Here is a 26,142-nt window from a genome sequence, read left to right as displayed (position 1 = left end):
GTCAGGCGGACAACGCAGCGCGCAATTGTGCTTCCAGGGCCGCAGCGTCGAGCTCCTGGCCGATCAGCACCAGCTTGGTGATACGCGCTTCGTCGCTGCGCCAGGCGCGGTCGAAGTGCTTGTCGAAACGAGTGCCCACGCCCTGGATCAGCAAGCGCATCGGCTTGTTCGGCACAGCGGCGAAGCCCTTGATACGCAGGATGCCGTGCTGCACCACGAGTTGCGTCAGGGCGTCGAGCAGCAGGCTTTCGTCGGCTTGTGGCAGGTCGATGGAGATCGAGTCGAAAGCATCGTGGTCGTGATCATCGTGGTCATCACCGTCGTGATGGTCATGGTGGGTCTTGCGCCCATCGATGTGCACCTCGGACTCGGCACCCAGCCCCAGCAATACGTCCAACGGCACGCGACCGCTGCTGGCTTCGATGACCTTGACCGCGGCAGGCAGCTCTTCGGCGACTTCGGCGCGCACGGCAGCCAGTGCCTGCGGATCGATCAGGTCAGCCTTGTTGAGGATCACCAGGTCGGCGCTGGCCAGTTGATCGGCGAACAGCTCATGCAGCGGCGACTCGTGATCAAGGTTGGGATCGAGTTTGCGCTGGGCGTCGACCTGATCCGGATAAGCCGCGAAAGTCCCGGCGGCGACGGCTGGGCTGTCGACCACGGTAATCACCGCATCGACGGTGCAGGCATTGCGGATTTCCGGCCACTGGAAGGCTTGCACCAACGGCTTGGGCAAGGCCAGGCCGCTGGTTTCGATGAGGATATGGTCGAGGTCGCCGCGGCGTGCCACCAGCTCGCGCATGACCGGGAAGAACTCTTCCTGGACCGTGCAGCACAGGCAGCCATTGGCCAGCTCGTAGACTCGGCCGCTGGCCTCTTCGTCGGTGCAGCCGATGCTGCACTGTTTGAGAATGTCGCCGTCGATGCCCAGCTCGCCGAATTCGTTGACGATCACGGCAATACGCCGGCCCTGCGCGTTGTCGAGCATGTGCCGCAGCAAAGTGGTCTTGCCCGAGCCGAGAAAGCCGGTGACGATGGTGACGGGAAGTTTGGCCAGTGTTTTCATCGGATGCCCTTGGCAGGAGTGGCGGGCATACGGGACGAGAGCCGCGGTGCGCTGAGCCCACGGTGCGTTCGCCACCGGATCACCCCGCCCGGTTGTTAAGAGAAACGGTTCGAGGCAGGTCTCCTGGCTTGCGATGTGCCAGCGACTGGCAAAAGAGCACAGGCTGGAGTGACTCGACGCCTTCCCGCAGCAGGCGCAGTGGCAGTGTCGAACCGGGCATCGCTTACAGTTGCGGGGGCAGCCGCGGCGTTGGACCGCGTTCCCTTCTTAGCTGCACCCTCGCAAGGGGCAGAACCTCAGTGCAGCAAGGGTACGGAGTGTGGGGAACGAGGTCAATCGGCGGTGCAAGGTTTCCCTGGGGCCATGAGGGCTGCCAACATGAATGATGCGATTGACTCTTGGCAACGCCCATGCTCTCCTACGCGTTCGTTTGGGTGCCCCTCACAGGGTGAAACGGGAAACCGGTGCGTCGTGAATCTTGCCTTCGTCCATGACAGGCAAGCCGCGATCAGTCCGGTGCTGCCCCCGCAACGGTAAGCGAGAGAAGCGTCTGATCCACTGTGCCGGCATCAAGGTATGGGAAGGTGACGCTGACTGGCGTGGTGCCCTGGCATCTGCCCCTCGTGAGCCCGGAGACCGGCCCAATCCGTTTTTCGACACATACCTGCGGTGGGCGGGCGCTGTGGCTGCCTGCGCGCGCCCATGCCAGGCCGTCTGCGCCGTTCCCGCACCCTGACCTTCAGAGGGAGCTGCCATGTCAATCCGCAATATCACCTCCGGCGCCATCGCCGACAGCGCCGCCATCACCCAACGCCAACGCCTGATAGCCGCGCTCAGCGCCGCTGCACTAGGGGTGTGCCTGGTGTATTTCGCCGGCTTCTCGCACATCGAAGCCGTGCACAACGCCGCGCACGACACCCGTCACAGCGCCGCCTTCCCCTGCCACTGAGGTTTTCGATGATCAAGCGTATCGCGCAAACCGCGGGCTTCACCGGGCTGTTGGGCGCCCTGCTGCTGACCTTGCTGCAAAGCTTTTGGGTGGCGCCGCTGATTCAGCAGGCCGAAACCTACGAGAAAGCGCCCGCCGCCGTGCATGAACACAATGAGGCCATGGCCGCCCACGAACATGACGCTGAGGCCTGGGAGCCGGAAGACGGCTGGCAGCGCGTGCTGTCCACTACCGGCGGCAACCTGGTGGTGGCGGTCGGTTTTGCCTTGATGCTGGCCGGGCTCTATACCTTGCGAGCCCCGGGCCGCACCCGCGAGGGATTGCTGTGGGGGTTGGCGGGCTACGCTGTATTTTGCCTGGCGCCAACCCTGGGCCTGCCACCAGAGCTGCCTGGCACGGCGGCGGCCGATCTGAGCCAACGGCAGATCTGGTGGGCTGGCACTGCAGCCTCTACCGCTGTTGCCTTGGCGTTGATCGTGTTCGGCCGCAGTTGGCTGCTGAAACTGGCCGGCGCCGTCATCCTGGTGATTCCGCACTGGGTTGGTGCACCACAGCCCGAGGTGCATGCCAGCCTGGCGCCCGAGGCGCTGGAAAGCCAGTTCAAGTGGGCCTCGCAACTGACCAACGCCGCATTCTGGCTGGCCTTGGGCCTGATCAGCGCTTGGCTGTTTCGCCGCAAGGAGGCAGCCTGATGAGCCAGTTGGTGGCCGGCTTCGGTTGTCGCAGCGGCTGCCCGCTCGACATTCTGGCCACCCTGCTCGATCAGGCCCTGCGCACCAATGATCTGGATCGCGGCCAACTCGCCGGCATCGCCAGCCTCGACCGCAAGGCCGACGAGCCAGGGCTGGTGCAATTGGCGGCGCGATTGCGCGTGCCCTTCTACACCTTCAGCGCCACCGAACTGCTGGCTTATGACTCGCAGCTGAGCCACCGCTCGCCGACATCCTTTGCCCATACCGGCTGTTATGGCGTAGCGGAAAGCTGCGCGCTGGCGCTGGCCGAAGAGCTTGGGGAGTCGCGCCCGCAGCTGCTGGTCAACCGTCAACGGACAGCCGAGGCCACTCTGGCACTGGTGGGAGTCAGTACTGGATAGCGGGTATCATGGCGAGGCGACACCTTCCCCACGTGAATCCTTTTCAACTTCGGGCCTCTCATGACCGTTTTTTTCATTGGTGCCGGTCCCGGCGATCCAGATCTCATCACCGTCAAAGGCCAGCGCCTGATCCGCCGATGTCCGGTGATCATCTATGCCGGTTCTCTGGTACCTGCTGCGGTACTCGCGGGTCACAGCGCACATCGAGTACTCAACAGCGCCGAGATGCATCTGGAGCAGATCATCGAGGCGATGCGCGAAGCCGATAGCCAAGGCCAAGACGTCGCCCGCGTGCACTCGGGGGATCCGAGCCTGTATGGCGCGATCGGCGAACAGATTCGCCAACTGCGAGCACTGGGCATTGCCTGGGAGATTATCCCCGGTGTGACTGCTACCGCCGCCTGTGCAGCGCTGCTGGGCGCCGAGCTGACCCTGCCGGATATTTCGCAAACACTGATCCTCACCCGCTACGCCGACAAATCCCCCATGCCGCTGGGCGAAGATCTCGCGAGCCTGGCACAGCACCGTTCAACCATGGCCATCCATCTCGGCATCCAGCACCTGGCAAAGATCCTTGACGAACTGCGCCCCCACTATGGCGATGATTGCCCGATAGCGGTGGTTCATCGCGCCAGCTGGCCGGATCAGGATTGGGTGATGGGCACGCTGGCCGATATCGAGGCGAAGGTTGTGAGCAAGGGCTTCAGACGCACTGCATTGATTCTGGTCGGTCGTGTGCTGGGGAATGACGTGTTCAGCGAGTCCGCGTTGTACCGAGCGGGGCATGCTCACTTGTATCGCGATTGAACAGGACCGGCGTTGATCGCCCGAGAAGCGGCCATGTGCCGCAACCCACGACCCAGCTCTTCACCCATAAAAAAACGGCACACGGGTGCCGTTTTTTCAGGTTACGCAGCCAACGCTATCAGTAGTAGGCGTTTTCTTTCTGCGTATGGTCGGTCACGTCGCGCACACCCTTGAGCTGCGGGATACGCTCGAGCAAGGTGCGCTCGATGCCTTCTTTCAACGTGACGTCAGCCTGACCGCAGCCTTGGCAACCACCGCCGAACTGCAATACCGCGATACCGTCCTCGACCACTTCGATCAGGCTGACCTGACCACCGTGGCTCGCGAGCCCAGGGTTGATCTCGGTTTGCAGGTAATAGTTGATGCGCTCGTTGACGGGGCTGTCTTCGTTGACCATCGGCACCTTGGCGTTCGGCGCCTTGATGGTCAACTGGCCGCCCATGCGATCGGTCGCATAGTCGACAACGGCGTCATCGAGGAACGCCTCGCTGACCGCGTCGATCCAAGCGGTGAAGCTTTTGAGCCCCAACGCGGTGTCTTCAGGCTTTTCTTCACCGGGCTTGCAATACGCTATACAGGTTTCAGCGTACTGGGTGCCAGGCTGAGTGATGAATACGCGGATGCCGATTCCAGGCGTGTTCTGCTTTTGCAGCAGATCGGCCAGATAATCATGGGCAGCGTCGGTAATAGTTATAGCGCTCATGTAAGTTCCTCACAGACTTGCCCGCAGTTTACGCCAAACCTGGCCCGCTGACAAAGTCCTAGTATTTTTGTCGGGATATAACCGTCGGCGCGGAGGCCGTCTGGCGTACATCCGTCCAGGCTTTGATCCGCCAATACAGACGCTTCTCGATCAAGACATAGCTACCCCACCCGATCAGCGCGATTACCGGCACGCACACCGCGAACACCGCGTAAGGATTGAGCTGCCAGTGTTCGCTGGCCAGCCAGCCGCCGTATAGCACCAGTACATGCACCAGATACACCGAATACGAGCAGTCCCCCAGCGCCTTGAGCAGCCGGCTGCCTTTGAAGTACGGCTCCATGGCCACGCAGCCCAGCACGATCATGGCGCTGGGCACGCCCCAATGCAGCAACCGGTCACTGGCATCCAGCTCGTAGATCGCCAGCGCCGATGCCCCGATCAGCATCAACGGCGCCCAGAACCCCTGCGCCACCCAGCCTCGACGGTAGAGAATGCCGATGCCGATGCCCAGCAGGAATTCGTAGATGATATTGTTTTCATAGAAGCGACTGACCACGCCGTACCGCCCCAAAACCTCACTGACGACAAACAAAGCCGCCGCAACGATCAGGGGCCGATGACGTTTAGGCACCGTGAACACCAATGAAAACAGCAAATAGAAGAACATCTCGTAGTTCAGCGTCCAGCCCACGTTCAAGGTGGGATACAGGCCATATCCCCCTGGATTTTCCGCAGGAATGAACAACAACGACAAGACGAAATGCGGCAGATCCACCGCTGGGTGCGGCAACCACTGGCCGAGGCACACCAGCATCAGCCCCATCAGCACCGTATACAGCCAATAGGCCGGGATGATGCGGATAGCGCGATTGAGCAAAAAGCGCCCGGCGGGCATGTCCTTGTCCTGGGTCGACAGGTAAATCACCAGGCCGCTGATCACGAAGAAGATATCGACGCCCACCGCCCCCCTATCGGTGAAGAACTGCCCAATCGGACCGCTCGGGTGAAAGTCGAAAAAGATCTGCATGAAGTGATGGCAGACCACCATCCAGGCGGCAAGCGCCCTGAGTGCTTGAAGCGAAATCAGCATTGCAAAAGCCTGTCTTGAATCCCACAACTGGCGCACCCTTTCGGGGCACCCTGTGTTGCGTCGGACTTCACTTTGGCGCAAAAGGTCCCGAGAAAGTCAGATCGGCCATTCGCGGGTGATACTGACGACCGTCATAAATTCTCGTAGCGGTTCATGTCCAGCACCCCGGCATTCACCGGATTGGTCTCCTGCAAGTAGGTCGTCAGATCATGGAAATAGAACCAGAACTGCGGATGACTGCGACGTATCCCCCAATGGTCGACGATTTTCTCGAAGCCGGCTGCATCCTTGACCGCCATCATCTGGTCGACAAATGACGGCACCTCGGATGCCGGGACGTTGAACATGAAGTTCGGATAACTGGTCATGACTCCCGGAAATACCGTGAGGGTGTCCAGCGCTGGCTGATAGCGACTCGATTCACCCAGCAGAAACGCTACGTTGCTGTGCGCGCGGTTGCGCAATACGCTGTAAATCACCCGATGGCCCTGGCCATCATCCACCCGCAGCATGGTCGCCTCGGGCATTCGATCGATGACCTGAAGCCCACCTGCCGGGCGCGATGCCAAGCGACTCAGGGATTGTTCGGCTTCCTGGATCAAGGGCGCCGCACCCGGACGCGAGCAGTAGGCACCGGTACAACGGTTGATCGGGTCGGGGTTGGCGTTCAGCGTGGCATAGCGTGCCAATAGTTGCCTGGCGAAATCGGCCTTGGGGTCTTTCTTGATCAAGACCAGTCCGGTGGGCTTGCTGTCGTCGATCTTCTGATAATCGAGCCACATCTTCAGCTTGCCGCCGTTCTGATACCAGTCATCGAGATAGTCCTCACGGCTGTCAGCCGGCATCAAGCGCAAGAAGTTGACCTCGGCGCCGTTCCGGATCAGGTCGAAGTACAAGCGGGTCTGCGCCTGATGAGCGACGTTGCCGAATACATCGAAATTGACTGCCAATTGGTAATAGGTGCGCTCAAGCAGCGGGTAATCGAACAGCCACAGGGTCTGCGGTATTTCACCGACCAGGCCCTTGGTCACTGTGGCGCTGTCGAAGTGACGGAAAATACTCAACAGCGCATTGTTGTTACCTGCCCACAGGCTCGACCAGCTCGGCGGCGGTGCGTCGCCATAGGTATCGCGGCGCAGTGCCTCGTAGGCATTGCGCTTGTCGCGATAACGCAGCCACAGGGCCAGCACACTGCCAACGTCGTCGTTCTGCCCAGGCATGGCCAACAATGGCGTGGCTTTGGCCCGATACTGCGAGTCGGTGACGTACAGATCATGTTCCGGGGCCTGGAACATCACCCAGAAATTGTCGCGAATCACGTCGGTCGCAATCTGCCCGCGGCAGACCGGACCACGAATGAAGGTGTCGACGAAGTAATCGGCATTGTCGAGCATGAACTGATAGCGCGCGCCTGCCGGGATCTGCGCGAAGGTCTCGAACGGATTGGCGCGGTGCTGCGGACCATAACCCGGCAGGCGGGTGACCTGCCAGTCGCCGGTGTAGAACAATTGCTTGATGCGCGCCATTTTTGCCGCGTCGAACGGATAGGTGATGTGGGTCTTGTAGACGATCGCCCCTTCTACCGGCCACAGGCGGTAGTAGAAGGTCGTGCCTGGATCGTCATCAGGCCGCCGGCTGGCGATCAGATCGATCGGCTGGCCGCTGGGTGTGCGTGAGCGAACCCACTGGAAAAAATGCCCCGACTGGCCGCGGTCAAAGAAGATGTGCGCCAGATAGAGGTGCTCAAAGAGCCAGCGCCCCACCAGGGACTCCCGAGCGCCAGGGGCATTGAGAAACGCCTCCCATTCAGTGATCTGCCGCGCCTCGCTGGGGTTCGGCTGCACGGCCTGCTGATCGACAGGCGCGCCTTGGGCGAGCCAGGCTTGCAAGGTGTGATATTGGCCATCGGTCAGCCCGGTGACCGCCAATGGCATCCCTTCGCGGGGATGGGCACCGGCGTAGGCATTGAACTCGCCCGGCATCGGGCACATGTTCTGCCGTTCAAGCCCCAGCACGATGCCGTCGGGCAGCTTCGCATTCGGCGCCAATGGAGCCTGACGCCCGAGCTCGAGCATGCGCGCCATCAGCGCGGCCTGGCTGCCCTGAGCATCGAGCACCGAGTAAAACCCCTTGTGGCGCCATTGCTCAGGGCCGAACCCGTCGATGAACAGCCGAGTAGGCGCCTGCGCGCGACTGCGGTAGCCATCATATACCGGCACCTTGGAGGCGCCCCGGGCAGCCCCTTCGGAGCTGCCGAGGTTGAGCTGGCAGGCGGAGTCATAACAGGCATGGCAGGCGATACAGCGCTCGGTAAAAATGGGCTGCACGTCACGGGTGTAGGAGATAACCGGCGTCGCCGGGGTTTGCGCCTGAGGGCTCCCGCAAAACAACAGCAGGAGAGCGCAAAGGATCGAGCGGTAAGGCATTTGGCCGGTTTTCCTGAATCATCAGGAGCCGATTGTAACGCTTGATGGCCACTACAGCAGCTGAAACTATGGTCGAACATTCGCTGTGGGAGCGAACTCTGCTCGCGAAAGGGTCATCACGCCTGTGCACGACCCCGGCGGTCATGCTGGCATTGATGCTGCCTTCGCGAGCCGAGCTCGCTCCCACGGGGGTTGACGCGGGCTACCAGAACCGCTGCTGGCTGATCTTGCCCCACGCCTTGATCGCCATCTGCTCGATCCCGGTGCTCGCCGCCATCCCTACCCGCTCCTGCAAGCTCTTGCGCTCGGCATAATGCAGGTGGAACACCTCCGCGACCTTGGCGCGCTCGGCCAGGTACTCGTCACTGGTCTTCAACTCGTCGACCAGCTTTTTGTCCAGGGCGGCGACACCCAGCCAGACTTCGCCGGTAGCGACCTGATCGATCTGCAACTGTGGGCGGTAATGCGCCACGAAGTTCTTGAACAGCTTGTGGGTGATGTCCAGGTCTTCCTGAAACTTCTCGCGCCCCTTCTCGGTGTTTTCGCCAAACACTGTCAGCGTGCGCTTGTACTCACCTGCCGTGAGCACTTCGAAATCGATATCGTGCTTTTTCAGCAGGCGATTGACGTTCGGCAACTGCGCCACCACCCCGATGGAACCCAGTACCGCGAACGGCGCGCTGACGATCTTCTCGCCAATGCAGGCCATCATGTAGCCGCCGCTGGCCGCGACCTTGTCGATGCACACGGTCAAGGGCACACCCGCCTGGCGGATACGCGCCAGTTGCGAGGAAGCCAGGCCGTAACTATGAACCATGCCGCCGCCGCTCTCGAGGCGCAGCACCACTTCATCCCTGGATGTGGCCAGCGTCAGCAGTGCGGTGATTTCGTGGCGCAGGCTTTCAGTGGCGGATGCCTTGATGTCGCCATCGAAATCGAGCACGAATACCCGCGCCTTGGAATCGGGCTTTTTCTTCTCTGCCTTGGCCGCCTTGGCTTGAGTCTTGCGCAAGGCCTTGAGCTGATCCTTGTCCAGCATGCCGGACTCCAGGCGTTCGCGCAGGCCCTTGTAGAAATCATTGAGTTTGCTGATCTGCAGCTGCCCGCCAGTCTTGCGCCGGCCCTTGCTGCGCAGCGAGGCGATACTGGCCAGGACGATGACGATGGCAATGACCAGGGTAACGGTCTTGGCCAGGAAGCTGGCGTAATCGAACAGAAAATTCAAGAGGGCTCCTTTAACCGATGCACAGCGCCCGGCTGTCCCGGCGCGCTTGTCCGCCCAGCATACCGGCGGGCGCGCGCAGGTGCCAGTCGCGTGCGCGCGGGGTGGTAACAGGTTATTTGATGCGGGACCCATGAGATCGCTTTTTCGCAGGCAAGCCAGTTCCCACACTCGTACGACTCAGAACCATCGTTCCTGCGAGAAAGGTTGCGCGTTCGGCGGCGAAGGGCCCAGCCGCAACATCCCCGAGCTCAACATGAGCGCTATTCATGTTCATCCCAACTCCCTCAAATGCGTTGCAGCTTTGCTATCATCGATCCCCTGTAAACGGCCTTCAGCGCCCGAATTGTCTCTAAAGAGTATGTCTTCCCATGTCCGATCGCAGCACTCGTCTATCAGTCTTCAAGCAAGCACTCAAAGAGCGCATCCTGATCCTCGACGGTGGCATGGGTACCATGATCCAGAGCTACAAGCTCGAGGAAGAGGATTACCGCGGCGAGCGTTTCGCCGATTGGCCGAGCGACGTCAAGGGCAACAATGACCTGTTGCTGCTCAGCCGCCCGGACGTGATCGCGGCCATCGAAAAGGCCTACCTCGACGCCGGCGCCGACATCCTCGAGACCAACACCTTCAACGCCACGCAAGTGTCCCAGGCCGACTACGGCATGGAGTCGCTGGCCTACGAGCTCAACCTCGAAGGTGCCCGCATCGCCCGCCAGGTGGCCGACGCCAAGACCCTCGAAACCCCAGACAAACCACGCTTCGTCGCCGGGGTCGTCGGCCCTACCAGCCGTACCTGCTCGCTCTCACCAGACGTCAACAACCCCGGCTACCGCAACGTCACCTTCGACGAACTGGTGGAAAACTACACCGAGGCCACCAAGGGCCTGATCAAGGGCGGCGCCGACCTGATCCTGATCGAAACCATTTTCGACACCTTGAACGCCAAGGCGGCCATCTTTGCCGTGCAGGGCGTGTTCGAGGAGCTGGGTTTCGAACTGCCGATCATGATTTCCGGGACCATCACCGATGCCTCGGGCCGCACCCTGTCGGGCCAGACCACCGAAGCCTTCTGGAACTCGGTGCGCCACGCCAAGCCGATCTCGGTCGGCCTGAACTGCGCCCTGGGCGCCGCCGAGCTGCGTCCGTACCTCGAGGAACTGGCCAACAAGGCCGAGACCCACGTCTCCGCGCACCCCAACGCCGGCTTGCCGAACGCCTTTGGCGAATACGATGAGCTGCCCTCGCAAACCGCTGCCATCATCGAAGAATTTGCCCAGAGCGGCTTTCTCAACATCGTCGGCGGTTGCTGCGGCACCACACCCGGCCATATTGCCGCGATCGCCAAGGCCGTCGCCGGGTATGCGCCGCGGGTCATTCCCGACATCCCCAAGGCCTGCCGCCTGTCGGGTCTGGAGCCGTTCACCATCGATCGCAGCTCGTTGTTCGTCAACGTCGGCGAACGCACCAACATCACCGGCTCGGCGAAATTCGCTCGCCTGATCCGCGAAGACAACTACACCGAAGCCCTCGAAGTCGCCCTGCAGCAGGTCGAAGCCGGCGCCCAGGTGATCGACATCAACATGGACGAGGGCATGCTCGATTCGAAGAAGGCGATGGTTACCTTCCTCAATCTCATCGCTGGCGAGCCGGATATCTCCCGAGTGCCGATCATGATCGACTCCTCGAAGTGGGAAGTCATCGAAGCCGGCCTCAAGTGCATCCAGGGCAAAGGCATCGTCAACTCCATCAGCATGAAGGAAGGCGTCGAGCAGTTCATTCATCACGCCAAACTGTGCAAGCGCTACGGCGCTGCCGTGGTGGTGATGGCCTTTGACGAGGCCGGCCAGGCCGACACCGAAGCGCGCAAGAAGGAAATCTGCAAACGCTCCTACGATATCCTCGTCGACGAAGTCGGCTTCCCGCCGGAAGACATCATCTTCGACCCGAACATCTTCGCGGTCGCCACCGGTATCGAGGAGCACAACAACTACGCCGTCGATTTCATCAACGCCTGCGCTTACATCCGCGACGAACTGCCCTACGCGCTGACCAGCGGCGGCGTGTCCAACGTGTCGTTCTCGTTCCGCGGCAACAACCCGGTGCGCGAGGCGATCCACTCGGTGTTCCTGCTGTATGCGATCCGCAACGGCCTGACCATGGGTATCGTCAACGCCGGCCAGCTGGAGATCTACGACCAGATCCCGGCCGAGCTGCGTGACGCGGTGGAGGACGTGATCCTCAACCGCACTGCGGAAGGCACCGACGCCCTCCTCGCGATTGCCGACAAATACAAGGGCGATGGCAGCGTCAAGGAAGCCGAGACCGAAGAGTGGCGCGGTTGGCCAGTCAACAAACGCCTGGAGCATGCACTGGTCAAGGGCATCACCACTCACATCGTCGAAGACACCGAAGAGTCTCGCCAATCCTTCAGCCGTCCGATCGAGGTGATCGAAGGCCCACTGATGTCAGGCATGAATATCGTTGGCGACCTGTTCGGCTCGGGCAAGATGTTCCTGCCTCAGGTGGTCAAGTCGGCGCGGGTGATGAAACAGGCGGTAGCGCACCTGATCCCGTTCATCGAGCTGGAAAAAGGCGACAAGCCAGAAGCCAAGGGCAAGATCCTCATGGCCACGGTCAAGGGCGACGTGCACGACATCGGCAAGAACATCGTCGGCGTGGTGCTCGGCTGCAACGGCTATGACATCGTCGACCTGGGCGTCATGGTCCCGGCAGACAAGATCCTCCAGGTGGCTCGCGAGCAAAAGTGCGACATCATCGGCCTGTCCGGCCTGATTACTCCTTCGCTGGACGAGATGGTCCATGTAGCCCGCGAGATGCAGCGCCAGGACTTCCACCTGCCGTTGATGATCGGCGGCGCAACCACCTCCAAGGCCCACACGGCGGTAAAGATCGAGCCCAAGTACAGCAACGACGCGGTGATCTATGTGACCGACGCATCACGCGCTGTCGGCGTGGCGACCCAGCTGCTGTCCAAGGAATTGAAAGCCGGCTTCGTCGAGCGCACCCGTGCCGAATACGTCGAAGTCCGCGAGCGTACCGCCGCACGCAGTGCGCGCACCGAGCGCCTGAGCTACGCCAAGGCACTGGAGGCCAAGGCGGCGTTCGACTGGAGCACCTACACGCCGGTCAAGCCAAGCTTCACCGGCGCCAGGGTGCTGGACGATATCGACCTGAACGTGCTCGCCGAATACATCGACTGGACGCCGTTCTTTATTTCCTGGGATCTGGCCGGCAAATACCCGCGTATCCTCACCGACGAGGTAGTGGGCGAAGCGGCGACGGCGCTGTTCGCCGATGCGCAGACCATGCTGCGCAAGTTGATCGACGAGAAACTCATCAAGGCCCGCGCCGTGCTGGGCTTCTGGCCGGCCAATCAGGTGCAGGACGACGACATCGAAGTCTATGGCGATGATGGCCAGCCATTGGCCAAATTGCACCACCTGCGCCAGCAGATCATCAAGACCGATGGCAAGCCGAATTTCTCCCTGGCGGACTTCGTCGCGCCCAAGGGCAGTGGCGTCACCGATTATGTGGGCGGTTTTATCACTACCGCCGGTATCGGCGCCGAAGAAGTGGCCAAGGCTTATCAGGACGCCGGCGACGATTACAACTCGATCATGGTCAAGGCCCTGGCCGACCGCCTGGCCGAGGCCTGCGCCGAGTGGCTGCACCAGCAGGTGCGCAAGGAGCACTGGGGCTACGCACCGGATGAACAACTCGAGAACGACGAGCTGATCAAAGAGAAATACCGCGGCATCCGCCCTGCCCCTGGCTACCCGGCCTGCCCGGACCACACCGAGAAAGGCACGCTGTTCGAGCTGCTGGATACCGATAACCAAAGCGGCGTGACCCTCACCGAGCACTACGCGATGTTCCCGACGGCGGCAGTCAGCGGCTGGTATTTCGCTCATCCGCAGGCGCAGTACTTCGCGGTGGGCAAGGTCGACAAGGACCAGGTTGAAAGCTACACAGCACGCAAAGGCCAGGACATCAGCGTGACCGAGCGCTGGCTGTCGCCGAACCTGGGGTATGACAGCTGAATTATGTCTGGGGTATGACAGCTGAATGATGCTGACCGCAGGCCATCTTCGCGGGCAGGTCCTGCTCCCATGGATGTACGCCTGCGGGAGCGGGGCCTGGCCGCGAATAGGCCAGTTGCCATTACCCAGAGCCGGTCAGTGATGGCTGGCCCAGAACACCACTGCAGCCACCACCAGGATGACCACAAAGGCTATGGCCCAGGCATCGACATGACTGGCATTTTTACGCGGTTTGATCGAATGGTTCATCGGGCGTCGTCTCTTGTGATTGTTATCGGACGGGATGTCACTGGGGCAGGACATACAATACAGTCAAGTTCACCAATGCCCTTCTTACAAGTAGGGATATCGGCCAAACTCAGTACTGAATGATTAACAGCCATGCCAGTTATAACCTTGGGTTATTTACTTATATTCAAACGTCACTATTAAGCATATCCGCAAACGGGTATATTCCGTCGGCTCCGAAGCCGGAGTGCGCGGCCGTGCGCGCAGTTATGCAGAGATGCTGTAGCAGCCTGAGAACAGGACCACTATGTACGTTTATGACGAGTACGATCAACGGATCATCGAGGACCGCGTCAAGCAGTTCCGTGACCAGACCCGCCGCTACCTGGCCGGGGAGTTGAGCGAAGAAGAGTTTCGCCCGCTGCGCTTGCAGAACGGGCTGTACATCCAGCGTTTCGCGCCCATGCTGCGAGTCGCCGTGCCCTATGGCCAACTGACGTCGCGCCAGGCGCGAATGATGGCCAAGATCGCCCGCGACTACGACAAGGGCTACGCCCACATCAGTACTCGCCAGAACGTGCAGTTCAACTGGCCGGCGGTCGAAGACATCCCGGACATCCTCGCCGAGCTGGCCACCGTGCAGATGCACGCGATCCAGACCAGCGGCAACTGCCTGCGCAACGTCACCACCGACCAGTTCGCCGGTGTCGCTGCCGACGAAGTCATCGACCCGCGCCCTTGGTGCGAAATCATCCGCCAGTGGACCACCTTCCACCCGGAATTCGCCTACCTGCCGCGCAAGTTCAAGATCGCTCTCAATGGCGCCAGCACCGACCGTGCGGCCATCGAAGTGCACGATATTGGTCTGGAGCCGGTGTACAACGAAGCCGGCGAGCTGGGCTTCCGCGTCCTGGTGGGCGGCGGCCTGGGCCGTACGCCGGTGGTCGGCGCGTTCATCAATGAATTCCTGCCCTGGCAAGACCTGTTGAGCTACCTCGACGCCATCCTGCGTGTGTACAACCGCTATGGCCGTCGCGACAACAAGTACAAGGCGCGCATCAAGATCCTGGTCAAGGCCCTGACCCCTGAAGTGTTCGCCGAAAAGGTCAACGCTGAGATGGAGCACTTGCGCGGCGGCAGCACCACGCTGACCGAAGCCGAGCTGCAGCGCGTAGCCAAGCACTTCGTCGATCCCGAATACAAGGCCCTGAGCGATTTCAGCGCCCAACTCGGCGCGCTGGAAGCCGAGCACCCAGGTTTCGCCCGCTGGCGCGCCCGCAACACCCTGGCGCACAAGAAGCCCGGCTACGTGGCTGTGACCCTGTCGCTCAAGCCAACAGGCGTTGCTCCAGGCGACTTGACCGACAAACAGCTGGATGCCGTCGCCGACCTGGCCGAGCGCTACAGTTTCGGGCAGCTGCGTACCTCTCACGAGCAGAACATCATCTTCGCCGACGTCGAGCAGCAACAATTGCACGCCCTCTGGCTGGAACTGCGCGAAGGCGGGTTCGCCACGCCGAACATCGGCCTGCTGACCGACATCATCTGCTGCCCCGGTGGTGATTTCTGCTCGCTGGCCAACGCCAAGTCGATCCCGATCGCCGAATCCATCCAGCGCCGCTTCGACGACCTGGACTATCTGTTCGACATCGGCGACATCGACGTCAACATCTCGGGCTGCATGAACGCCTGTGGTCATCACCACGTCGGCCACATCGGCATCCTCGGTGTCGACAAGAAAGGCGAAGAGTTCTACCAGGTCTCCCTGGGTGGCAGCGCCAGCCGTGACGCCAGCCTGGGCAAGATCCTCGGCCCATCCTTCGCTCAGGAACTGATGCCTGAAGTGATCGGCAAGCTGATCGACGTTTATGTAGAGAAGCGCACGGAAGACGAGCGTTTTATCGACACCTACCAGCGTATTGGTATCGATCCGTTCAAGGAGCGCGTCTATGCAGCGAATCATTAAGAACAATGCCGTCATCGACGAGACCTGGCACCTGCTGCCCAAGGACACGAGCTTTGACAGCATCAGCAACTGCGACGACCTGATCGTGCCGCTGGCGCTGTGGCGCGAACACGGCAACGCCCTCAAGGCCCGCGATGGCGGCCTGGGCGTGTGGCTCGATGCCGACGAAGAAGCCGAAGAGATCGGTGACGATGTCGAGCACTTCCAGGTCATCGCCTTGAACTTCCCGGCCTTCACCGACGGGCGCAACTACTCCAACGCGCGTCTGCTGCGTGATCGGTACGGCTACAAGGGTGAACTGCGGGCAATCGGCGATGTGCTGCGCGACCAGTTGTTCTACCTGCACCGCTGCGGTTTCGACGCCTTCGCCCTGCGCGCCGACAAGGACCCGTACGAAGCGCTGGAAAGCCTCAAGGACTTCAGCGTGACCTACCAGGCCGCCACCGACGAGCCGCTGCCGCTGTTCCGGCGCCGCTAAGGTCCGTTACAAGCCTGCCATTGGCTGCCGTCATGGCAGCCAAACACGCCAAAAGGCCGATCATTCGGCCTTTTGCCGTTTTCGGGGGGGGCTTAGTGATGAAGGGGCCAAGCAGGAGCAGAACTGGCCCCTTTTGCTGTTAGCCCACGAGTGCCTGAATGTTAATTCAAACGAGCTTTTCAAACGCTTGTATGTTTTCGTTGACAGCTCGCTGGAGGCCCCCTAACCTCGTCGGGTCCTGCTTTGGGAGTGGTCAATTTCCAACCACCCCCATCAGCGCCCGCCTGGACCCCGGGCGGTTGCTCAAATCACCCAATAAGGAACGCGCCATGACCGATGTAGCCAAAGCCGTTGAAAAGATGAAGGCCAAGTTCAATCCCGCTGCCGCCGGCGGCCTGGACCTGGTGTTCGGTTTCCGCATCGACGAGACCGAGAACTTCTCGCTGATCGTCAAGGACAGCACCTGCGAACTGCAGGAAGGCGAAAACCCGGACGCCCAGGTCACTCTGGTGATGGACAGCGAAACGCTCAAGGGCATCGTCAGCGGCGAGACCGACGGCATGCAGGCGTTCATGGGCGGCAAGCTGCGCGCTGAAGGCGACATGATGCTGGCGATGAAGTTGAGCGAGCTGTTCCCGGTCTAAGCGCTCGTTACCTCTGCAGGAGCGAGGCTTGCCCGCGAAGACGTCAGGCGTAGCACCATTGGCCGCCGACACCTTCGCGAGCAAGCTTTGCTCCCACAGTGCAAGTCGCACCTGAGCCGTACATTACGGCCGATTCAATTCCCCATCCCAACCACCACCCAGCGCGGCGATCAACTGCACGCTGGCAATCAGCCGGCTTTGCTGTAACGCCAGCACGGTGCGCTCATTATTCAACGCCGTGGCCTGCACCGTCACCACATCCAGATAGCCGATCACCCCAGCGCGGTACTGATTGGTAGTCAAGCGCAGCGACTGCCGGGCCGCATCCAGCGCTTGCTGACGAACCCCCGCCTCGTCTTCGTACACCTTCAACTGGCTCAGGTAGTTTTCCACTTCCTGAAAACCGTTGAGCACCGTCTGCCGGTATTGCGCCACCGTCTGGTCGTAGACGGCCTCGGTACGTTGCACCTCGGCAGCACGCTGGCCGCCGTCGAACAGGGTCATGGCCAACTGCGGCCCCACCGACCAGAAACGGTTAGGCAGGGAGATCCAATTGGCAAAGGTACTGCTGCTATAGCCGCCGGCCATGCTCAAGGTCAGATCCGGGTAGTAAGCGGTCTTGGCCACGCCGATATTGGCATTGGCAGCGATGACAGCTCGCTCGGCTGAAGCAATATCGGGGCGCCTCTCCAGCCATTGCGACGGCACGCCCAGCGGGATCTGCGGTAGCTGCGGCACGCTCTGCACCGGCGCCACGCTGAAATTTGCCGGGGCCTGGCCAGTGAGCACGGCGATCGCGTTTTCCTGCTGAGCCCGCTGCCAGATCAGGTCGATCAGGTCGGCCTGGGTCGACTTCAGCTGGGTCTGCGCCTGGGCCACCGCATCCTGGCCCGAGATACCGGCCTTGTACTGGTTCTGGGTGAGGGTCAGGGAGCGCTGGTAGGTCTCCAGCGTCGATTCCAGCAGGCGCTTCTGTTCATCCAGCACCCGCAACTGCAGATAGGCTTGCACCAGCTGCGATTGCAGGCTCAGGCGCATCGCCGCCAGATCGGCATAGCTGGCCTGGGCGCTGGCAGTATCGGCCTCCAGGCCACGACGCAAGCGGCCCCATACATCGGCTTCCCAGCTGACCCCAAGCTGGGCGTTGTGAGTGTCGCGGATACCGCTGCTGGAACTGCTCAGGCTCGAACCGCTGCTGCCGGTGCCCTGGCTCGCGCGGCTCTTGCTGACATCCAGCGTCACACTGGGGAAGAACGCGCCACGGGCGCTGCGCACCAGTGCCGCCGCCTGGCGATACTGGGCCTCGTATTGCGCGACTGTCTGGTTGGACCGATTGAGCTGCTCCACCAGCCCGTCGAGTTGCGCGTCGCCATACAGCTCCCACCAGGCCCCGCGTGCCAAGGCATCACTGGGCTGTGCCTGACGCCAACCCGCGGCTTCCTTGAACTGCGCGGGCGCGGCGATTGCCGGGCGATGGTAGTCCGGCCCCACGGCGCACGCGCTCAGCATCAACCCGCACAAGGCAAGCCCTGCAACGCGTGACCCGCGGGCGGCGAACAGCCGCACGGTCAACGCGCAGGGCTGGGAATCAGGCAAACGAGCAGTCATAGCGGAGTTTCCAGGGCAACATCGGTACGCACCCCACGCCAGCGGTTGACCCGGTGACGAAGGCGATCCAGAGAAAGGTAAACAACAGGCGTGGTGTAAAGCGTCAAGATCTGGCTGAGCACCAGCCCGCCAATGATGGTCAGGCCCAGCGGGCGGCGCATCTCGGCCCCAGCGGCCGTGCCCAGCAACAGCGGCAGGGCGCCGAGGATGGCCGCCATGGTGGTCATCAGGATCGGCCGCAGGCGTTGCAGGCACGCGTGGCGAATCGACTCCAGCGGCGTCATGCCTTCATTGCGTTCGAGCTGCAAGGCCAGGTCGATCATCAGGATGGCGTTTTTCTTCACCACGCCGATCAACAGAAACAGCCCCAGCAGCGAGATCAGGCTGAACTCGCCCCCCGTCAGGTAAATGGCCAGCAACGCCCCTACTCCCGCCGACGGCAAGGTCGAGAGGATGGTCAGCGGGTGTACATAGCTTTCGTAGAGGATCCCGAGCACCAGATAGACCATCACCAGCGCGCCCAGAATCATCAGCGGCTGGCCCTTCTGCGCCGCCGCGAAGGCACCGCCGGTACCGCCATTCTTGACGATGATGCTCGACGGCAGGCCAACGCCGGCCAGTGCCCGCTCGATTGCCGCTCCCGCCTGATCCAGGGAAACACCCTCGGCCAGGTCGAAGGAGATGTCTTCGGAGGCGAACTGCCCTTCATGGCTGACCGAATCGTCCGCCAGGCTGTTTTCGTAATGGGCGATCGCCGACAGCGGCACCGTGGCCCCGGCCTCGGTAATGATCTGTACCTGATTGAGGGTGATCGGGTCCTGGGCGTACTTGGGGTTGATTTCCATCACCACCTTGTACTGGTTGAGGCTGTCGTAGATGGTCGAAATCTGCCGCTGGCTATAGGCGTTGTTGAGCACCGCCGTGACCCTGTTCATGTCGATGCCCAGGCGCTTGGCCTGATCGCGGTCCACCACCAACGTGACCTGCGCGGTGCCGTGGCCTTCGCGGGCATCGATGGCCGTCAGCTGCGGCAAACCGCGAAAGGCCGCGACCACCTTGGGAAACCACAGGCGCAGCGCCGCCAGGTCGTCGCTCTGCACCACATAGTTGTACTGCGAAGTCTGCTGGTCACGGGCGCCGCCAAACTGCAAGTCCTGGTCAGCCATCAGGAACAGCCGTGCGCCGGGCACCGGTGGCAAATCCTTGCGCAGCCGGTCGATGATCTGCTGGGCGTTGTCGTCACGCTGTTCGATGGGCTTGAGGCGCACCAGTACGGTAGCGTTGTTGGTGCCGTTGTTGCCGCCGATAAAGCCGGCGACGCTGGCCACCGATTTGTCCGCCAGCAAGGCGTGGCGATAGATTTCCATCTTCGGCTGCATCACCGCGAACGACATGCCGTCGTCACCCCGGATAAAGCCCATCAACTGCCCGGTGTCCTGCTGCGGCAGCAAGGTCTTGGGCACCACGATGTACAAGGCGACGTTGACGCCAATGGTCACCAGCAGCACCAGCAAGGTCAGGCGCGGGTGACGCAGGACCCAGCCCAGGGTGCGATCGTAGCCGGCCACCAGCCGTTCGTTGAGCCGCGCACTGGCGCGCTGCAGGCGGTTTTCGTCACCCGGGCTGTGGGGCTGCAGCCAGCGCGAACAGAGCATCGGCGTCAGCGTCACCGACACCAGCAACGACACCAGCACCGCCGCCGCCAAGGTGATGGAAAACTCGCGGAACAACATTTCCACCAGGCCGCCCATGAACAGGATCGACAGAAACACCGCCACCAGCGACACGTTCATCGCCAGCAGCGTGAATCCCACTTCGCGGGCGCCATTATAAGAAGCCTGTAGCGGCGCTTCACCCTCGTCGATGCGCCGCGAAATGTTCTCCAGCACCACGATGGCATCGTCCACCACCAACCCGGTGGCAAGAATCAACGCCATCAACGACAGGTTGTTGAGTGAAAACCCGTACAGATACATCACCGCGAACGTGCCGATCAAGGACACGGGCACCGCCAGCGACGGAATCACCGACGCGCGGAAATTGCCGAGAAACAGGAACACCACCAGGATCACCAGGCCCACGGCGATCAACAGGGTCAATTCGGCCTCGTGCAGGTTGGCGGTGATCACCGGCGAGCGATCCATTGCCAGGTCGAGCTTGACGCTGGCCGGCAGCAACGACGCCAACGCCGGCAGCTGGGCCTTGATCTGCTTGACCGTCTCGATGATGTTGGCGCCGGTCTGGCGGTTGATCACCAGCAACACCGCCGCCTGCTTGTTGAAGAAGCCCGCGTTGTAACGGTTCTCGACCGCATCGCTGACTCGAGCGACGTCCGACAGCCGCAACACCGCGCCGTCCTGGGTGCGGATGATCAGCGGCCGGTAATCCTTGGCTTTTTCCAGCTGGTCGTTGGTTTGCACCTGCCAGCTGTTGGCGGCATCTTCGACGAAGCCGGTGGGCTGGCGCACATTGGCATTGGCGATCGCACTGCGCACATCATCCAGCGACACCGCGTAATGGCTCAGCGCCTGAGGCTCGAGCTCGACCCGCACCGCTGGCAACGAACTGCCGCCCACCTGCACCTCGCCGACACCATTCACCTGAGACAGGCTCTGGGACAGGATGGTCGAGGCCAGGTCGTAGAGCTCGCCCTTCTGCAATACCGTGGAGGTCAGTGCCAGTACCATGATCGGCGCTTGCGAGGGGTTGACCTTCTTGTAGGTAGGCATGCTGCGCATACCGCTGGGCAACAGCGAGCGCGAGGCGTTGATGGCGGCTTGCACTTCGCGGGCGGCGCCGTTGATATCGCGCTTGAGGTCGAACTGCAGGATCACCCGGGTCGAGCCCTGAGTGGAGCGGCTGTTGAGGCTGGTGACACCGGCGATGCTGCCAAACGCCCGTTCGAGCGGCGTGGCCACAGTCGACGCCATGACCTCTGGGCTGGCGCCAGCCAGCTGCGCCGAAACCACGATCACCGGAAAATCCATCTGCGGCAACGGTGAGACCGGTAGTAGTCGGAACGCCACGCCGCCCAGCAGCATGACCGCCAGGCTCAGCAGCAGCGTGGCGACAGGACGACGGATAAACGGTCCGGAGATGTTCATCGCGCGTCACTCATGGCTCGGCCTGACGACATGGGCACTGTCATCGACACCTGGAGCGGCAGGTCGCGCCTTTGGCCGCCAGCGACGACCCAGGCGATCGAAATACAGGTAGATCACCGGCGTGGTGAACAAGGTCAGCAGCTGGCTCACCAACAGCCCACCGACCATCACCAGCCCCAGCGGCTGCCGCAACTCGGCACCGGAACCCGTCGCCAGCATCAGCGGGATGGCCCCGAACAGCGCCGCCAGCGTCGTCATCAGAATCGGCCTGAAGCGCAGCAGCGCTGCCTCGAATATCGCCGTCTGCGGATCGATGCCGCGGCTGCGCTCAGCGTCCAGGGCGAAGTCGATCATCATGATCGCGTTTTTCTTGACGATCCCGATCAGCAGAATGATACCGATGATCGCGATCATCCCCAGATCATTGCCGGTCAGGATCAGGGCCAGCAAGGCGCCGACCGCGGCGGACGGCAGCGTGGAGAGGATGGTGATCGGGTGGATGAAGCTCTCGTAGAGCACACCGAGGACGATGTACATGGTCACGATAGCCGCGAGAATCAACCACAAGGTGCTCGACAGCGACGCCTGGAACGCCTGCGCCGCGCCCTGGAATTCGGTGCGCACGCCCAGCGGCATGTCGATCTCGTGTTGTACCTGCTCAATCAACGCCACTGCTTCGCCCAGTGATACACCTTCGGCCAGATTGAACGACATCATCACCGCCGGGAACTGGCCGATGTGGGTGATCGCCAGTTGCGTCTGCCGTTGCTCGATGTGGGCCAGGCTCGACAGCCGCACCTGCCCACCGGTGGCCTCGGTGTTGGTGCCAGAGTTGGTGCCGGTGGCGGTATTGCTGGTCGAGGTTGCCGCGCCGTTGCTGGTCTTGACGTAAATCTGCTCCAGCGCCTGCGGGCCGATCATCCCGCCGTCGGCGGCCTGCAGCACCACACGGTACTGGCTGGCCTGGGTATAGATGGTCGATATCTGTCGCTGGCCGAAAGCGTCGTACAGGGCGTTGGTGATATCGGACACGTTGACGCCCAGGCGCTTGGCGGTGTCCCGGTCAATGTTCAGATAGACCTGCAGGCCTTTGTCCTGCAGGTCGCTGGCCACATCGGTGAGTTGCGGATGCTGCTTGAGCGCCTGCACCAGGCGGTCACTCCAGGTGGCGAGCATATCCGCGTCGGGTGACGACAGGCTGAACTGGTACTGCGTGCGGCTGACTCGATCCTCGATGGTCAGGTCTTGCACCGGCTGCATGAACAGACGCACCCCGACCTGGGTGTCTACCTTGGGCTGCAGGCGCGTGATGATCTGGCTGGCGGTCAGGCTGCGCTGGTCGTGGGGCTTGAGATTGATCAGGAAGCGCCCGCTGTTGAGCGTGGCATTGTCGCCGTCGACACCGATATAGGACGACAGGCTGTCGACGTCCGGGTCTTGCAGGATGACGTCCGCCAACGCCTGCTGGCGCTGGCTCATGGCCTTGAAGGAAATCGCCTGGGGCGCTTCGGAAATCCCCTGGATCACCCCGGTGTCCTGCACCGGAAAGAAGCCCTTGGGTACCACGATATAAAGCACCACGGTCAGGCCCAGGGTAGCGACCGCTACCAGCAAGGTCAGCGGTTGATGGCGCAGCACCCAGCGCAGGCCGTGGCTGTAACGCTCGATCAGCCAGTCGATCCACAGCCCGCTGGCCCGATAGAAACGCCCCTGCTCGTGGGGTTGCGGTTCACGCTTGAGCAACCGCGCGCACATCATCGGCGTCAGGGTCAACGACACCACCAGCGAGATCAGGATCGCGACCGCCAGCGTGATGGCGAACTCGCGAAACAGGCGCCCCACCACATCGGCCATGAACAGCAGCGGAATCAGCACGGCAATCAGCGACACCGTCAGCGACACCAGGGTGAAGCCGATCTGCCGAGCGCCCTTGAGCGCCGCCTGCAGGGGCGTTTCGCCCTCCTCGATGTGCCGGGAAATGTTCTCCAGCATGACGATGGCGTCGTCCACCACAAAACCGGTGGCGATGGTCATGGCCATGAGCGTCAGGTTGTTGATGGAGAAACCCGCCACGTACATCACCCCGAAGGTGCCGATCAGCGACAGCGGCACCGCCACCGAGGGGATCAGTGTGGCGCTGGCGCGGCGCAGGAAGACGAACGTGACCATCACCACCAGGGCGATGGCGATGAACAGCTCGAGCTGCACATCCTTGACCGAGGCGCGGATCGTCTGGGTGCGATCGGTCAGTACCGTGACGTCGAAGCCGGCTGGCAGGTTGTCGGTGATCGACGGCAGGACCGCCTTGATACGGTCGACCACCTCGATGACGTTGGCGCCGGGCTGGCGCTGGATATTGAGCAGCACTGCCTGGTTTTTGTTGGCCCAGGCCGCCAGCCGTTCGTTTTCGGCGCCATCGGCGATCTCGGCGACGTCCTTGAGCCGTAGCGGCGAGCCATTGCTGTAGGCAAGAATGAGGTTGGCGTACTCTTCGGGCGAGCGCAGCTGGTCGTTGGCATCGAGCATTGCCACCCGCGTAGGGCCGTCGAAATTGCCTTTAGGCTGATTGACGTTGGAAGCGCCGATCAGCGTGCGCACATCTTCGAGATTGAGGCCGTGGGACGCCAGCGCCTGGGTGTTGACCTTGATCCGTACCGCCTGACGCTGACCGCCGGCGATGGTCACCATGCCGACCCCTGATACCTGCGCCAGCTTCTGCGCCATGCGGGTGTCGACCAGATCGTTAAGCTTGGGCAGCGGCATGGTTTTCGAACTGACCGCCACCGTCAGCACCGGGGTGTCGGCGGGATTGACCTTGTTGTAAACCGGTGGCGCAGGCAGGTCGCTGGGCAGGAGGTTGGTGGCGGCGTTGATCGCGGCCTGCACCTCCTGCTCGGCAACGTCCATATTGATATCGAGGCTGAAACGCAGGGTCAGCACCGATGCCCCGCCGGAGCTGGTCGAGGCCATCTGCTGCAGCCCGGGCATCTGCCCGAACTGGCGTTCGAGCGGCGCCGTCACCGCACTGGTCATCACATGGGGGCTGGCGCCCGGGTAGAGGGTCATCACCCGAATGGTCGGGTAATCCACCTGCGGCAGCGCTGCGACCGGCAGCAGCCGATAGGCCAAGGCACCGGCGAGGATGATCGCCAGCATGCTCAGCGTGGTGGCGACCGGGCGCAGGATGAACAGGCGGGAGAGGTTCATGCGCCGTGCTTGCCTTCGCCGGCGTTCTGGTCCTTGCCCTGCAGGTGCTGACGCGGTTCGGTAGGCACCTGGCCAGGATCGTTGACCACCTCCACGGCATTGCCGTCGCGCAGGCGATCGGTGCCTTCGAGCACCACCCGCTCACCGGCCTTGAGGCCGTTCAGGATGACTGTCGAAGAGCCGTCGCTGGCACCAAGCTTGAGCTGGCGCAGGCTGACCTTCTTGTCGTCGCCGACCACATAGACGTAGCTGCCGTCGGTGCCGAACTGAATCGCCGCACTCGGGGCCAGCACTACGTTTTTGAGGGTGTTGGCCAGCAGCCGGATATTGACGAATTGATTGGGAAACAGCGCCTCGTCGCGGTTCTCGAAGCGGGCCTTGAACTTCAGGGTGCCGGTGGTGATATCGATCTGGTTGTCGAGGCTTGCCAGTACGCCACTGACCTGCAGTTTGGCGTCACCGCGATCCCAGGCCTCGGCCGGCAGCGTAGCGCCACTATGGTAACGCTCCAGCACCGGGTTGAGCTCGGCTTCCGGCAGGGTGAAGACCACGGTGATGGGCTGCATCTGGGTGATGACCGCCAGCGCGGTGGTGTCATTGGCCGCCACCAGGTTGCCGACGTCCAGCTGGCGCAAACCGACGCGGCCGCTGATCGGCGAACGAATCTGGGTGAAATCGAGGTTCAACTTGGCATCGTTGACCGCTGCCTCGTTGGTCTTGATGGTGCCTTGGTACTGCCCCACCAGAGACGCCTGAGTGTCGAGTGTCTGTTTGGCGATGCTGTCCTCCTTGAACAGCCCCTGGTAGCGCTGCAGGTCGATCTGCGCGTTCTTGAGCAATGCCTGATTCTGCGCCAGGGTACCTTGCGCCTGTTGCAGGGCGATCTGGTAGCTGCGTGGGTCGATCTGTGCCAACAGGTCGCCGGCCTTGACCACCTGGCCTTCCTGATAATTGACCTTGACCAGTTCCCCGGCGACGCGGCTGCGCACGCTCACGGTATTGGTCGATGTCACCGTGCCCAGTGCCTTGTAGTACACCGGAAAATCACCTTGAGTGACCGCCGCCACGCGCACCGGCGTGGGCTCCTCGGAACCACCGAAGCCAGGCCGGCCAGGGCCGCCAGCACGACGGCCGGCGTGTCCACCATGGCTGCCCGCCGTAGCGCCGGGGCCTGCGGCGGCCTGGCCTGTTTCAGCGCGATGGGCCCAATACCACCAAGCCGCGCCTGCCAACACGATCAACAACACGACGAACAACAGCCAGCGAAGGGAAAAACGGCGCGAATCAGACGATTGCATGGGGTGGACGACCCTTGTTCAAGAAGGCTTTTACATTCAGAGGGATGCAAGATAAGCATTGATACGTATTTAGCAAAGCGCCTTTACGGGCAATTTACGTATCCTGAAATGTCAGGGGGTTGATTTCCCCCGCCAGTACTATGCCATTACGGCCCCAGGCCGTGCGCACTAATAAAAACGGCCTGA

Annotated in this window: 17 protein-coding genes and 2 riboswitches; of the genes, 8 read left to right on the top strand and 9 right to left on the bottom strand. The window is 62.0% G+C overall.

The window, feature by feature from the left end:
- Nucleotide 1: 1 nt before the first annotated feature.
- Nucleotides 2-1,066, bottom strand: a complete 1,065-nt coding sequence (gene cobW / locus REH34_RS28625) for a cobalamin biosynthesis protein CobW (protein ID WP_311970095.1) — start codon at nucleotides 1,064-1,066, stop codon at nucleotides 2-4.
- 95 nt (nucleotides 1,067-1,161) lie between these two features.
- Nucleotides 1,162-1,380: riboswitch (cobalamin riboswitch) on the bottom strand.
- Nucleotides 1,381-1,481: 101 nt separating this feature from the next.
- Nucleotides 1,482-1,726, top strand: a riboswitch (cobalamin riboswitch).
- A gap of 94 nt (nucleotides 1,727-1,820) precedes the next feature.
- On the opposite strand from cobW, the gene REH34_RS28620 reads away from it, so the two are divergent.
- The 4 genes from REH34_RS28620 to cobM are packed head-to-tail and all read left to right on the top strand — an operon-like array spanning nucleotide 1,821 to nucleotide 3,915.
- Complete coding sequence (locus REH34_RS28620) at nucleotides 1,821-2,015, top strand: CbtB-domain containing protein (RefSeq protein WP_226502438.1); 195 nt, start codon at nucleotides 1,821-1,823, stop codon at nucleotides 2,013-2,015.
- A gap of 8 nt (nucleotides 2,016-2,023) precedes the next feature.
- Complete coding sequence (locus REH34_RS28615) at nucleotides 2,024-2,707, top strand: CbtA family protein (protein WP_311970094.1); 684 nt, start codon at nucleotides 2,024-2,026, stop codon at nucleotides 2,705-2,707.
- Nucleotides 2,707-3,108, top strand: coding sequence for a cobalamin biosynthesis protein (locus REH34_RS28610; RefSeq protein ID WP_311970093.1), 402 nt, complete (start codon nucleotides 2,707-2,709; stop codon nucleotides 3,106-3,108). Before REH34_RS28615 ends, REH34_RS28610 begins: the two co-directional genes overlap by 1 nt.
- A 60-nt stretch (nucleotides 3,109-3,168) precedes the next feature.
- A complete protein-coding gene (gene cobM, locus REH34_RS28605) occupies nucleotides 3,169-3,915 on the top strand; it encodes a precorrin-4 C(11)-methyltransferase (RefSeq protein ID WP_226502435.1) in 747 nt (248 codons plus the stop codon).
- A 118-nt stretch (nucleotides 3,916-4,033) separates the two neighbouring features.
- Here the strand turns inward: cobM and nfuA are convergent, their stop codons facing one another.
- From nfuA to sohB, 4 genes are all read right to left on the bottom strand, one after another.
- Nucleotides 4,034-4,618 (bottom strand): Fe-S biogenesis protein NfuA, encoded by a 585-nt coding sequence (gene nfuA / locus REH34_RS28600; protein ID WP_226502434.1) that lies wholly within the window; start codon nucleotides 4,616-4,618, stop codon nucleotides 4,034-4,036.
- A 58-nt stretch (nucleotides 4,619-4,676) separates the two neighbouring features.
- Nucleotides 4,677-5,711 carry an acyltransferase gene (locus tag REH34_RS28595; RefSeq protein ID WP_311970092.1) on the bottom strand — a complete coding sequence of 345 codons (1,035 nt, stop codon included), beginning with the start codon at nucleotides 5,709-5,711 and terminating at the stop codon, nucleotides 4,677-4,679.
- Between the two features lie 131 nt (nucleotides 5,712-5,842).
- Nucleotides 5,843-8,137: a fatty acid cis/trans isomerase gene (locus tag REH34_RS28590; protein ID WP_311970091.1), complete on the bottom strand. Its 2,295-nt coding sequence runs from the start codon at nucleotides 8,135-8,137 to the stop codon at nucleotides 5,843-5,845.
- 202 nt (nucleotides 8,138-8,339) lie between these two features.
- The gene (sohB, locus tag REH34_RS28585) at nucleotides 8,340-9,362 is read right to left on the bottom strand and encodes a protease SohB (protein ID WP_226502431.1); all 1,023 of its coding nucleotides are present in this window, start codon (nucleotides 9,360-9,362) and stop codon (nucleotides 8,340-8,342) included.
- A gap of 368 nt (nucleotides 9,363-9,730) precedes the next feature.
- Between sohB and metH the strand changes: the two genes are divergently transcribed.
- The 4 genes from metH to REH34_RS28565 all read left to right on the top strand — a co-directional run bounded on the left by metH (nucleotide 9,731) and on the right by REH34_RS28565 (nucleotide 16,739).
- The gene (gene metH / locus REH34_RS28580; protein ID WP_311970090.1) at nucleotides 9,731-13,423 is read left to right on the top strand and encodes a methionine synthase; all 3,693 of its coding nucleotides are present in this window, start codon (nucleotides 9,731-9,733) and stop codon (nucleotides 13,421-13,423) included.
- Between the two features lie 535 nt (nucleotides 13,424-13,958).
- The gene (locus REH34_RS28575; RefSeq protein ID WP_226502429.1) at nucleotides 13,959-15,617 is read left to right on the top strand and encodes a nitrite/sulfite reductase; all 1,659 of its coding nucleotides are present in this window, start codon (nucleotides 13,959-13,961) and stop codon (nucleotides 15,615-15,617) included.
- A complete protein-coding gene (locus REH34_RS28570) occupies nucleotides 15,601-16,095 on the top strand; it encodes a DUF934 domain-containing protein (RefSeq protein WP_226502428.1) in 495 nt (164 codons plus the stop codon). Before REH34_RS28575 ends, REH34_RS28570 begins: the two co-directional genes overlap by 17 nt.
- A gap of 329 nt (nucleotides 16,096-16,424) precedes the next feature.
- Complete coding sequence (locus REH34_RS28565) at nucleotides 16,425-16,739, top strand: SCP2 sterol-binding domain-containing protein (RefSeq protein ID WP_226502427.1); 315 nt, start codon at nucleotides 16,425-16,427, stop codon at nucleotides 16,737-16,739.
- A gap of 123 nt (nucleotides 16,740-16,862) precedes the next feature.
- Here REH34_RS28565 and REH34_RS28560 read toward each other — a convergent pair whose 3' ends face one another.
- From REH34_RS28560 to REH34_RS28545, 4 genes are read right to left on the bottom strand one after another with little or no spacing between them, the layout of a single operon-like run.
- Nucleotides 16,863-18,347 carry an efflux transporter outer membrane subunit gene (locus REH34_RS28560; protein ID WP_311970089.1) on the bottom strand — a complete coding sequence of 495 codons (1,485 nt, stop codon included), beginning with the start codon at nucleotides 18,345-18,347 and terminating at the stop codon, nucleotides 16,863-16,865.
- Complete coding sequence (locus tag REH34_RS28555) at nucleotides 18,344-21,451, bottom strand: efflux RND transporter permease subunit (RefSeq protein ID WP_311970088.1); 3,108 nt, start codon at nucleotides 21,449-21,451, stop codon at nucleotides 18,344-18,346. The genes REH34_RS28560 and REH34_RS28555 overlap by 4 nt, the downstream gene beginning before the upstream one ends.
- A gap of 6 nt (nucleotides 21,452-21,457) precedes the next feature.
- Nucleotides 21,458-24,658: an MdtB/MuxB family multidrug efflux RND transporter permease subunit gene (locus tag REH34_RS28550; RefSeq protein WP_311970087.1), complete on the bottom strand. Its 3,201-nt coding sequence runs from the start codon at nucleotides 24,656-24,658 to the stop codon at nucleotides 21,458-21,460.
- The gene (locus REH34_RS28545; protein WP_311970086.1) at nucleotides 24,655-25,956 is read right to left on the bottom strand and encodes an MdtA/MuxA family multidrug efflux RND transporter periplasmic adaptor subunit; all 1,302 of its coding nucleotides are present in this window, start codon (nucleotides 25,954-25,956) and stop codon (nucleotides 24,655-24,657) included. The genes REH34_RS28550 and REH34_RS28545 overlap by 4 nt, the downstream gene beginning before the upstream one ends.
- Between the last annotated feature and the right edge of the window lie 186 nt (nucleotides 25,957-26,142).

The organism is Pseudomonas baltica, from assembly GCF_031880315.1.
Lineage (GTDB): Bacteria > Pseudomonadota > Gammaproteobacteria > Pseudomonadales > Pseudomonadaceae > Aquipseudomonas.
Note: the sequence above shows the minus strand (reverse complement) of the source record. Positions and strands in the feature narration are given on the sequence as shown.